This window comes from Enterococcus sp. 7E2_DIV0204, from assembly GCF_002140855.1.
Taxonomy (GTDB): Bacteria; Bacillota; Bacilli; order Lactobacillales; family Enterococcaceae; genus Enterococcus_L; species Enterococcus_L lemimoniae.
Genome location: NZ_NGKY01000003.1, coordinates 72,993 through 82,446, shown reverse-complemented (window position 1 = coordinate 82,446; position 9,454 = coordinate 72,993). Strand labels below are relative to the sequence as shown.

The window sequence follows — 9,454 nt, the reverse complement described above, 5'->3', positions numbered from 1 at the left end:
AGAAAGAAGGCGAATAAATGGAGTTTAAAGATTTTCAAAAGAAGAATATACCAGGATTATCTTTTTATGGTGATGTGACAGAAAAAGGACTGGTAAACTTAAAGGATAGTTACACAGATTCTGAAGTGCTAGAAAAGGAATCCAAGTGTTGCAAGTTGGAAGGTTTTCTATGGCCAAGTATTGATCAAGACTTCATTGATGATAAAGGAAAAAAAGTGGTGTTTGCCAAAGTTCCAAGTGAAGTGAATAGTATGAATTTTAAAGGACCATTTTACAGAGAAATACTAAAATTACACAACATACTGAAGTTTGAATCTATTAGATGGTATGTAAACATAAATCGTGAATTTTATGTTCAAGTGATTTTTTCGTAATTCTCAAAAACGATCGTTCGTAAAATGGAAGAAAATTCTCCGGCAGCAGCAGCTGATTTTCCAGGATAATTTTTCTAAAGGCGAACGGTAAAAATTCCTGAAGCTGAAAATAGTTCGGCTTCTCAAAAAGAATCGGTAGCAGCATAAATGAGATCCAAATAATGCTAGAAAAGTTGGTGAGTTATGAAAGTATTGTTATCTATTAAACCTGAATTTGTGGAGAAAATAATTGCTGGAACAAAAAGGTTTGAATACAGATCTAGGATGTTTAAAAATAAAAATGTTTCGTCTGTCATTATTTATTCCACTGTGCCTGTAGGTAAAGTTATAGGTGAATTCACTATTGAAGATATTATTGAAGACACACCTGAAAAACTTTGGCAGAGAACGAAAGAGTATTCAGGAATAACTGAATCATTCTTCAAGGGATATTTTAGTGGCAAAGAGAAAGGGTACGCGATTCAAATAAAGAACTTTCTTGAATATGAAAGACCTTTAGACTTGAAAGAAATAGGTGTAGGTGCAGCACCACAATCATTTAAGTATATCGAAAAATGATCGATAACTGCATGCATGAGATCTAATAGAAACCAACAAGAATCGAAAGGAATATTGAAATATGAATATAGATGAGATTACAGAACGAAACGAATTCCTTTTAAGAGAAGGTATTTATATTAAAAAGTATCTAAATAGTATGCAAGCAATTATTGATTTGAAATCTAAAAACTATAATGATTTTAAAAAAGCATGGAAATTTTTCAATAGTTCATATGACTGTCTACGATTCACTTATATATCGACGATTTGTCGTAGTTATGATAAAAATGGGAAATATAACATTTATAAACATTTGAACACAGCGATAAATCATGCAAAAAAGATAAATGATCATTACGTAGCAATTACAGATAATGAATTTATTGATCTTAATAAGATCACTTTCAAATCAGTTAAAGAGCAATTGAATAGTTTCAAAAATGAACTTGAATCACTATTACCAAAAGTAGAAGAAATTAAGAAATACAGAGACAAAGTCATTGCTCATAACGATATGCATATTTCTGAGAATAGTCAAAATGTTATCGGAAATTTCACTTATAAAGACTTATATAATTTAAGTGATTATGTTTTTAGAGTTACTAACTATTTAAAGCTGCTACTAGAGAACAAAAGTATTTCCATAGAAGATAGTATACAATGTGATTTGAACTTATTATTTGAATGATGAACAGTTGCTATTTTTTATTCCCAAAAAGGATCATTTATGATGAAATAAACTAATGATTCGTAAAAAAAGTGAGGTGATTGCATGGCATTATTGTCAGATAGAGAAGCTTGGGAACTTATGATTGATTCTGTTAACAAAGGTCTTTCTGAAAATGGGAAACTATACAAAGTAGGAACACCTGTCTGTATTTCAGAAAGTTTACTATCTATTGAAAATGGGAAAATACCAATATTCGATCTTGTCAGAAGAGGTAGATATGAAGGTTTTGTAGGGGTTCAAATCGTATCTAGTGATTCTGGTTATTTTGTAAATATAAAAGATTCTGAAGGTAAAAGCTTGCCTATTCCAAGAGAATTTGTAACTGATCTTCCTGAAACAGAATTTATATATTCGATAGAGGAATACGTATTTGATTATCCCGAAGTCGTGTGGGGTAATAAAGAAAATAAGTAAATTCCTAAAAAGGAAGAATGGGTGTTGAAATTGATTGATTCCATGAACAATCGTTCGTGAAACTAGAAGATTTCTGTCAGCTGCAGTGTGAGATCCATCAGGTAAAGCGTGACTAAAAGCGAACGATCGATAATGCCAGGACAATGGTCAAACACAAAGTAGCGAACTATTCGCCAAAAAGGATCAATAAATAATTGAAATGGAGCAAGACAAATGAATTTTTCAAACATTCAACAAAAAAATATACCAGGATTAAATTTTTATGGTGATGTAACGGATAAGGCAATTGACAATTTAGAATCGAGCTTTCAAGATTTGTTTTTCCAGTCGAAAGATTATGAATTGCAAACATTTGAAAGACAATTCTTTGAAGAAAAAAACACTAAAACAATATTGGTGAAAATGCCTGCGGCTGTTCAAAAAATTAGTCATAAGCTACCTTTCTACAGAGCAGTGTTACAAGAAGAAATAGATAGTGAAAATTTAAAGAAGGTCAAGACTATTCGTTACTACGTAGATATAAATCGTATTTTCTATGTACAAGTTATCTTTGAAATGAGTTAATGACTTTGAACCAAAAAGGATAGGCAGGTGAAAGATGAAAAATTGAATGAAGAGAGGTGTTACAGGTGATCGTTTTAACAGAAGAGCAAAGAGAAGCAATCATAAATACAATGTCTGAAAATCAGAGACAAGTCCTGTTTACTTATAAAAGACGTGATATTCAATCGATGTTTTTGAATAAAATATTCTCTGAAGATGATGAATGGGAATATGATGATTACCATGAAAGTTCGTACTATCAAAATAGTAAGGTATCAAAAAAAGAAAGATTGTATTGTGCCTGTGGTAAAGAAGTAAAGTACCAATATGTATTGAGAACCAAAAAGAGCCAACAAAAGATTGGACTTAGTTTGCAACATTTATCGGATCATACCAATATTCCGTTGTCGATTGCTAGAAATATCAAAGCGGGAATACAGGAAATTGATCGTCATTTAGATGGAATCTTGATTATGGTTCGTGATGGAGAAGGATTTCAAAAAGAAATTCTAAATTTTACAGAAAATCATTCTGTAGAGTTAGAGATCTCAACTAGGCTTAAGGAAACAATGAATGCTTTTGCTAGTGTAGATTTACCCCTTAGTTGGAAGGACTACTGGAGTGTAAAGAAAAAAATAAACACATTTGAGAAAGAAAGAAGTCTCACCTTACAACGATTTCTTGTTCAAGAGAGAAAAGAAAGAATTCTTTCCAGAAAAAGACCTAAAAACTTACAAAGTAAAGAACTCCTTGATGATATCATTGTAATTATTGATACACATTATATACAAAGTGGCTCATGGATAGATATTAGGGAAATTGTACGTTTTCTTGTTGAAGAATATAATTATGTTGGTGATCGTTTAATCGGATATGTTGGGCCGATAATGCAGGAACTGGCTGAAGAGATTTGTCCAGGTCATTTAACTAGAGAAAGCTTTTATAACTACAGAAAAACCACTCACGAAAAATTAGCGTAGACAATGATAGTAGTGTGATTTGGAGTGGATTTGATAGTCTCTTTTCGGATATGGAGAATATTACCCAAAAGGATAAGAAAGAAGGATGAACATGAAAAAACTTAATGAATGTTTAGCAGCAAGCAAAGTACTATCAGGAGAGATCAAACGTACTTTCCGAGAAATGGGATATAAAGATGAAGAAGACTTTTACGATATAGACACTCATGCATTCACCCCTGACGAGAGCTTAATGTACAATGAGCTAAGAAAAGCCTTTGCCAAATTGGAAGATTTCAACTATATTTTAGAATATTTGAATTCACCAATTCAATTTACAGGAACATTACGAGAAAATGAAAATGGTCGTTTTGAATTAGAGAACGGTTATGAATTCACAAGTGGCAGCAGAATTGAAGCACTTGTTTACTTTGATTTCGATGATACAGAAGCTTGGGTTCGCACGTCTGTAGAAAGTAATGAAAAGGGTTATTATCTTGTAGGATATAACAATATACCGCTGGCAGGCTTAAAAGTTAGAGTAAGAGCATAGTAAGTGATTCCCTAAAACGATCGTTCGTAAAATTAAAGAAAATTCTCCGGCAGTTACTGCGGATCTTCCAGGATAATTTTTATAAAGGCGAACGGTAAAAATTCCTGAAGCTAAAAATCATTCGGCTTTTAGTGCCGACGTGTGAAGTACCTGGCTATTTATTATTCGTGATTGGAGTGGAAATATGAAAATCGCTGAAGCAAAAGAAAAAAACAGAAAAGAAATTGAACAGAGTCAACAGGAGTTTGACATGCGGATGGCGGATCTTATTAAGCGTTTGGATAGAACGCACAAGTTCATGAACTCAGTGAACTACATGGAACTGGCTTCAGATATAGAATTGTTTGCAATGACATTTTCAGATATTTCAGAAGAATTAAGGTTAAAGGAATCAGTGAGAGAAGTTTTAGCTACATTGGAATAATGATTCCCAAAAAGGATCGTTCGTAAAAGTAGTTGATTTCTGTCAGCTGCAGTGTGAGATCTACCAGGTAAATTAGATGGGAGTACGAATTATAAAAGACTATATGTGATAAGTAATCATAAAATCAATAGCGCACTCCTAAAGTCACAAGGTTGTTATTATCCAAGAAAAATGCTATACTATTAATGCGAAACGTGATAAGTTCGATAGAAAAGCACGAAAACCCTTCTATGGCGAAATAGAAGGGTTTTTCTTATACACTGGATGCGACGGCCAGCGCGTGGGTTATGTGGGCAACTGCATTAATTGTCGTCTCGATCAGATAACCAATGATCGACTAATGTTGTCATTAGAGCCACAAAAAGTGGTGCGACAATCAACGTGATAAGTTCGTTCAAGAAAAGCCCCCCTTTCGGGGCAGTTGCCGAGTATAATTGTACCATTGTTTTAATAGTAATTGTAGGTTATATTCTCTTTGAGTAGTTATTTCAACTAAAAAAATTTAATAAATAGAATTCATAAAACCTTAATTATGGTATGATTATACATACAATAATTAAGGTTTTTGAATGGGGTGAAAAAATGATTGATTTGAGGGATATTGGATTAATGACGTTTCCAAATGCAAGCGAACGTTGGAACTATGAGCGATCGTATGTATACCAACAGTTTAATAAAAATCCTGAAAAATTTCTGAAGGGATCAGTGACTTTTTTGGAAGCTGGTGGTGTACGGGGAACGTTCGTGATCACACGTGAGGGAATGGAATATTTAACAGGTAAGACAGAAGAACAAGCAAATGAAGGGTTATGGCGTGTTTACGTGGAGAAACAGTTTCAGATATTAGACGAGCAGCCCTGTAATTCACAGGATCTTGCAGAGAGCTTGATGAAGGAAATTACATATCAAAAGATGCAGGCAAAACAAGACGTTGAAAAAGTAGAGTTTCATTTCCTTGATGACCAGAATAGAAAATATGGAACTAGATTACAAGATGGTCTGATAATCTATTATAAGAAAGCTAAATAATTTAGCGTAACATGTTGCTTGAAAATGAAGATAAAGGAGTGTACTTATAATGGCCAGAAAAGCGTTTGATACTTGGAAAATAGAGATCACTGGATATAATCGCACGGTACCGTACTATGTTCGGTGTGACTGTGGCAAACTTGCACAAAAGAAATATGAACGATTTTATTTTGAATGTGGAGCATGTAAACGGAAATATGGTATGCAACAAGGGCAATACGTAGAACTGAAAAATTAGCCTATGAGAGCGACAGAGCTTCTAACCATTCTATCAGTCGATTTTTAACATGATGCTGTTCAGGATATCAAGATTGAACTTAAAGACCAGGTATATTCGATTGGCCAGATCACATAGAATCAGGATCAATTAGTATTGGTTGCTGCTGAAGTGACGCAAAAGCCGATAGAAATGAAAGAATTAGTCACCACTCTAATGTTGAATAAATCATTACAGCTACTAAAGAAAAAAGAAACTTCTGAAATGATCTATGGCTGTAGAATAGAAAAAAATTGGTTAATACTATAAAAAATTAATAGTGTATGCTAAAGCTCCATACAGCAATGTATGTGGCTTTTTTTGTCTTAAAGGATAATATCTCATGCTAGACAAAGGGAACGCAAGTTCGTATAATTGGGGGGGTGTATAATCCATACGAAAAAGGTGAGGTAAATGAAATTTGACTATGACAAAGAACCGAATAGAGATATCTTATGTATCGATTGCAAGAGTTTTTATGCCAGCGTTGAATGTGTAGAACGTGGACTTCACCCACTAAAAACGATGTTAATTGTTATGAGTGGAGCAGACAATGCAGGAGGGTTAGTGCTGGCTGCTTCTCCCCTGGCGAAAAAAGTGTTAGGTGTTTCAAATGTCACTCGATCAAATGAAGTTCCGTATCATAAAGACCTTGTGATCGTACCACCACGTATGAATTTGTATATGAAGAAAAATGTAGAAATCAATCAAGTGTATAAATCGTTTGTTGCGGACGAGGATCATTCTGTTTTTAGTGTGGATGAATCTTTTTTAGATGTCACGGATTCTTTGAAGCTATTTAACTGCAAGAATGCGTATGAAATGGCAAAGAAGATCCAACTGAAGGTGAAAGAACAAACAGGAATTTATGTCACTGTAGGGATTGGAGCGAACCCTTTGTTGGCCAAGTTAGCCCTGGATAATGGCGCAAAACACAGTAAAGACTTTATCGCTGAATGGCGCTATGAAGACGTACAAGAGAAAGTATGGGGAATAAGCCCAATGACAGAGTTTTGCGGTATTGGACACCGGACAGTGAAACGCCTTAATTGGTTAGGGATCAGATCTATTCGAGAAATTGCTGAAGCTGATCCGTACAGACTGAAGCGTGAATTTGGTGTGATGGGGTTACAATTGTTCGCTCACTCGTGGGGTATCGATCGTAGTTTTTTAGGTCAAAAGAAACCAGCTGCTAAAGTAGATAAATCAATTGGCAATAGTCAGGTATTGCCTAGAGATTATACTAGGCAAGATCAACTTGAATTAGTGTTGAAGGAAATTGTCGATCAAGTGGCTTCTCGATTACGTAGCAGCCATTTAAAAACAGGATGCATTTCTGTATCCGTTGGGTATTCCAAAGGTTATATAGATGGTAAAGGACGTTCAGGATGGAGTAAACAGAGAAAGGTTTCCTTATCAAATAATACAAAAGTTCTGTCAGAACATGTTTTACAACTTTTTCGGTCAGAATACAATTATCAGGATGTACGCCACATTGGTGTTTCCTATTCAAAGCTAGTTCAAACAGATGTACTCCAGCTGGACCTCTTTTCTGATCCAGTCCAGGAAGTAAATGAGGAACGGTTAGATTTTTTGATCGATACAATCAGGAAGAAATACGGATTTAAAGCCTTGATACATGCTTCTTCTTTAATGGAAGGTGCAACAGCTGTATTGAGAGCGTCGTTAGTCGGTGGGCATGCGGGCGGAAATGTGGGGTTAAGTTCATGACAAAAAAGACAAAAAAAGAGTTTTTTGATTATAATGAATATCGTGATCGTGGCATGGGGTACAAATGGGATACTGCTTTTGCGTTAGGTGAATTGCAAGAGGGTATCAAAGAATCCACAAAAGAATCGAGACGAGATTTAGAACGGCTTCCGCAGCAAGAAATCAACTATATAGAATACTGTCTAGAACGATCAATCAAGCATAACAAAATTTTAGAAGTGCAGTTGAATAGCCTGGATCAATTAGGACGTGTGAAAGAGTCAATATGGGGAAACTTTAGAGGTTTTGCGGACTTAGATGTTTTGATGATCGGTGATCAGTATATTGATTATGCGGACGTACGACATATTAAGATCCATGACTTCAGAAAATGGTCTGAAACAGAAAGCGGTTCTCTCCCCTCTCCTTTTGAAAAAAATGAATATAAAGATATGGAACAAGAAGAACAAGAAAAACTTGAAGAGGTATTCAATGAATATTTTGAAGATGATGAATGGATAGAATGAGAACTGTTTGTTATGCAGGGAAAAGAATCAGTAATCAGCTTGATCCGTGCTGATTTGGCAGCCATACAAAGCGCAACGGTTCGCTACGCTGGAACAGTTACACATTGAATGGCTTGACATTTATTTATATGATAATAGATAAAAAGATAAATATGATAATATATCTATTATCATATTTATCTTTTTTTTAAAGTGAACTAAGCGTTCTGAAGGCGCGTTTTTTATCGTTATCTAAAGCTGTCTCAATGTAATGATCCACTAAACTTTCAATCATTTCGTAACCAAACTTGTGATCTGTTAATTTCATTAATATATCTATTTCATTTTTAGTCTGTAAAGAAACTTTTATATTTGCTTCTTGATTTTTTGCTACGGATTTTTTTGAATCACGTACTCTAGATATTTGCGTTTCACTTATAGATGCCTTAGTTGTTTCAGCAGTTTGTTTAGGTTCAAATTTATTGTTTTGAATTAGTCCTGTAGGTCTTTTTCTATTTTCATTAGTCATTATTGATCACCTTTCTCAAAATATTTAATTCGTTCAAGTAATTCGTCAGAAACGAGGTCATAAAGATCAATAACTTTTTTGTCGTGACGATCAAATTCAGTGATACCAGTGTTATCAAATCTTTTAAGTCTAGCCATATTTGGAATTTTATTTTCAAAGATATTTCCTTCACCGAATACGGATTCAGCATTTGAAAGAACAAATTTATCTAGTGAAGCGTTTCCGTCCATTAATACTGGTAAAACACCCACAATCTCGAATGCACCATTATATTTAGTGGCTATTTTCTGTAAGTCTTTTAGGTATTCTGTGGCTCCATCGAGAGACAATTCTTGCGTTTGTAAGACAATCAAAACATAATCAGATGCTAAGACTGCGCTATCAGTTATAGATGATTTTGTAGGTGGAACGTCAATAAATATATAATCATATTTTTCTTTTAAAGGAGCTAAGAGATTATCAAAGTGAGCAATTTGTTTTTTATAAATATTTTCATACTCTGGATCATTTTCTTCTACCAGTCCATATTGCAATTGTAAAAAGGTAACATAGTTGGCAAAATCAATATATGAGGGTAATAAAAATAGGTTATCCATAATTTGCGTCTCAATTCCTGTAATATCTCCTTCTTTGATTGCTGACATTAAGGTTTTATCGAAACTAAAAACTTCTTCACTGTGCAATTTTTTTGTTCGCAATAATACAGTTGTTGCATTTGCTTGAGGATCTAGGTCTACTACTAACGTCTTATATCCTTTTTTGGCTAATTCATATGCTATAAGGATGTTATTCTTTGTTTTTCCTACTCCACCTTTGTAATTACCGAATGTGATAGTGACTGCCATAATCTAATACCTCCTAAAATTTATCTTTATCTATATTATCAT

The 9,454-nt window shown here is 34.1% G+C and carries 15 protein-coding genes; 12 read left to right on the top strand and 3 right to left on the bottom strand.

The genetic code is table 11. From position 1 onward, the window contains the following. Positions 1 to 17 precede the first annotated feature (17 nt). The 8 genes from A5819_RS17500 to A5819_RS17465 all read left to right on the top strand — a co-directional run bounded on the left by A5819_RS17500 (position 18) and on the right by A5819_RS17465 (position 4,537). On the top strand, positions 18 to 374 hold the full coding sequence (locus tag A5819_RS17500) for a hypothetical protein (RefSeq protein WP_086282106.1): 357 nt from the start codon (positions 18 to 20) through the stop codon (positions 372 to 374). A gap of 183 nt (positions 375 to 557) precedes the next feature. Then, positions 558 to 932 (top strand): ASCH domain-containing protein, encoded by a 375-nt coding sequence (locus A5819_RS17495; RefSeq protein ID WP_086282108.1) that lies wholly within the window; start codon positions 558 to 560, stop codon positions 930 to 932. 61 nt (positions 933 to 993) lie between these two features. After that, positions 994 to 1,602, top strand: a complete 609-nt coding sequence (locus A5819_RS17490; RefSeq protein ID WP_086282110.1) for a hypothetical protein — start codon at positions 994 to 996, stop codon at positions 1,600 to 1,602. Positions 1,603 to 1,686: 84 nt separating this feature from the next. Next, positions 1,687 to 2,058, top strand: a complete 372-nt coding sequence (locus A5819_RS17485) for a hypothetical protein (protein ID WP_086282112.1) — start codon at positions 1,687 to 1,689, stop codon at positions 2,056 to 2,058. Positions 2,059 to 2,271: 213 nt separating this feature from the next. Further along, positions 2,272 to 2,622, top strand: coding sequence for a hypothetical protein (locus tag A5819_RS17480; RefSeq protein ID WP_086282114.1), 351 nt, complete (start codon positions 2,272 to 2,274; stop codon positions 2,620 to 2,622). A 65-nt stretch (positions 2,623 to 2,687) separates the two neighbouring features. Beyond that, on the top strand, positions 2,688 to 3,581 hold the full coding sequence (locus tag A5819_RS17475; protein ID WP_086282116.1) for a hypothetical protein: 894 nt from the start codon (positions 2,688 to 2,690) through the stop codon (positions 3,579 to 3,581). Positions 3,582 to 3,672: 91 nt separating this feature from the next. Next, complete coding sequence (locus A5819_RS17470) at positions 3,673 to 4,113, top strand: DUF5348 domain-containing protein (RefSeq protein WP_086282118.1); 441 nt, start codon at positions 3,673 to 3,675, stop codon at positions 4,111 to 4,113. A gap of 184 nt (positions 4,114 to 4,297) precedes the next feature. Continuing rightward, positions 4,298 to 4,537 (top strand): hypothetical protein, encoded by a 240-nt coding sequence (locus A5819_RS17465; protein WP_086282120.1) that lies wholly within the window; start codon positions 4,298 to 4,300, stop codon positions 4,535 to 4,537. Between the two features lie 302 nt (positions 4,538 to 4,839). Here the strand turns inward: A5819_RS17465 and A5819_RS19045 are convergent, their stop codons facing one another. Beyond that, on the bottom strand, positions 4,840 to 4,935 hold the full coding sequence (locus tag A5819_RS19045) for a type I toxin-antitoxin system Fst family toxin (RefSeq protein ID WP_254907333.1): 96 nt from the start codon (positions 4,933 to 4,935) through the stop codon (positions 4,840 to 4,842). Between the two features lie 184 nt (positions 4,936 to 5,119). On the opposite strand from A5819_RS19045, the gene A5819_RS17460 reads away from it, so the two are divergent. From A5819_RS17460 to A5819_RS17445, 4 genes are all read left to right on the top strand, one after another. Next, entirely contained in the window at positions 5,120 to 5,566 is a 447-nt protein-coding gene (locus A5819_RS17460; RefSeq protein WP_086282122.1) for a helix-turn-helix domain-containing protein, read from the top strand. 49 nt (positions 5,567 to 5,615) lie between these two features. Then, the gene (locus tag A5819_RS17455; protein ID WP_086282124.1) at positions 5,616 to 5,804 is read left to right on the top strand and encodes a transcriptional regulator; all 189 of its coding nucleotides are present in this window, start codon (positions 5,616 to 5,618) and stop codon (positions 5,802 to 5,804) included. Between the two features lie 432 nt (positions 5,805 to 6,236). Further along, positions 6,237 to 7,553, top strand: a complete 1,317-nt coding sequence (locus A5819_RS17450; RefSeq protein ID WP_086282126.1) for a Y-family DNA polymerase — start codon at positions 6,237 to 6,239, stop codon at positions 7,551 to 7,553. Next, on the top strand, positions 7,550 to 8,059 hold the full coding sequence (locus A5819_RS17445) for a hypothetical protein (protein ID WP_086282129.1): 510 nt from the start codon (positions 7,550 to 7,552) through the stop codon (positions 8,057 to 8,059). Before A5819_RS17450 ends, A5819_RS17445 begins: the two co-directional genes overlap by 4 nt. 187 nt (positions 8,060 to 8,246) lie before the next feature. Here A5819_RS17445 and A5819_RS17440 read toward each other — a convergent pair whose 3' ends face one another. Together A5819_RS17440 and A5819_RS17435 are read right to left on the bottom strand one after the other, a co-directional pair. Beyond that, complete coding sequence (locus A5819_RS17440; RefSeq protein ID WP_086282131.1) at positions 8,247 to 8,567, bottom strand: hypothetical protein; 321 nt, start codon at positions 8,565 to 8,567, stop codon at positions 8,247 to 8,249. Further along, a complete protein-coding gene (locus tag A5819_RS17435; RefSeq protein WP_086282133.1) occupies positions 8,567 to 9,412 on the bottom strand; it encodes a ParA family protein in 846 nt (281 codons plus the stop codon). The genes A5819_RS17440 and A5819_RS17435 overlap by 1 nt, the downstream gene beginning before the upstream one ends. Positions 9,413 to 9,454 lie beyond the last annotated feature (42 nt).

What these genes read in the sequence shown, in the direction of transcription:
- A5819_RS17500 (WP_086282106.1), top strand. Translation starts at nt 18, where the DNA reads ATGGAGTTTAAAGATTTTCAAAAGAAGAATATACCAGGATTATCTTTT.
- A5819_RS17495 (WP_086282108.1), top strand. Translation starts at nt 558, where the DNA reads ATGAAAGTATTGTTATCTATTAAACCTGAATTTGTGGAGAAAATAATT.
- A5819_RS17490 (WP_086282110.1), top strand. Translation starts at nt 994, where the DNA reads ATGAATATAGATGAGATTACAGAACGAAACGAATTCCTTTTAAGAGAA.
- A5819_RS17485 (WP_086282112.1), top strand. Translation starts at nt 1,687, where the DNA reads ATGGCATTATTGTCAGATAGAGAAGCTTGGGAACTTATGATTGATTCT.
- A5819_RS17480 (WP_086282114.1), top strand. Translation starts at nt 2,272, where the DNA reads ATGAATTTTTCAAACATTCAACAAAAAAATATACCAGGATTAAATTTT.
- A5819_RS17470 (WP_086282118.1), top strand. Translation starts at nt 3,673, where the DNA reads ATGAAAAAACTTAATGAATGTTTAGCAGCAAGCAAAGTACTATCAGGA.
- A5819_RS17465 (WP_086282120.1), top strand. Translation starts at nt 4,298, where the DNA reads ATGAAAATCGCTGAAGCAAAAGAAAAAAACAGAAAAGAAATTGAACAG.
- A5819_RS17460 (WP_086282122.1), top strand. Translation starts at nt 5,120, where the DNA reads ATGATTGATTTGAGGGATATTGGATTAATGACGTTTCCAAATGCAAGC.
- A5819_RS17455 (WP_086282124.1), top strand. Translation starts at nt 5,616, where the DNA reads ATGGCCAGAAAAGCGTTTGATACTTGGAAAATAGAGATCACTGGATAT.
- A5819_RS17450 (WP_086282126.1), top strand. Translation starts at nt 6,237, where the DNA reads ATGAAATTTGACTATGACAAAGAACCGAATAGAGATATCTTATGTATC.
- A5819_RS17445 (WP_086282129.1), top strand. Translation starts at nt 7,550, where the DNA reads ATGACAAAAAAGACAAAAAAAGAGTTTTTTGATTATAATGAATATCGT.
- A5819_RS17440 (WP_086282131.1), bottom strand. Translation starts at nt 8,567, where the DNA reads ATGACTAATGAAAATAGAAAAAGACCTACAGGACTAATTCAAAACAAT.
- A5819_RS17435 (WP_086282133.1), bottom strand. Translation starts at nt 9,412, where the DNA reads ATGGCAGTCACTATCACATTCGGTAATTACAAAGGTGGAGTAGGAAAA.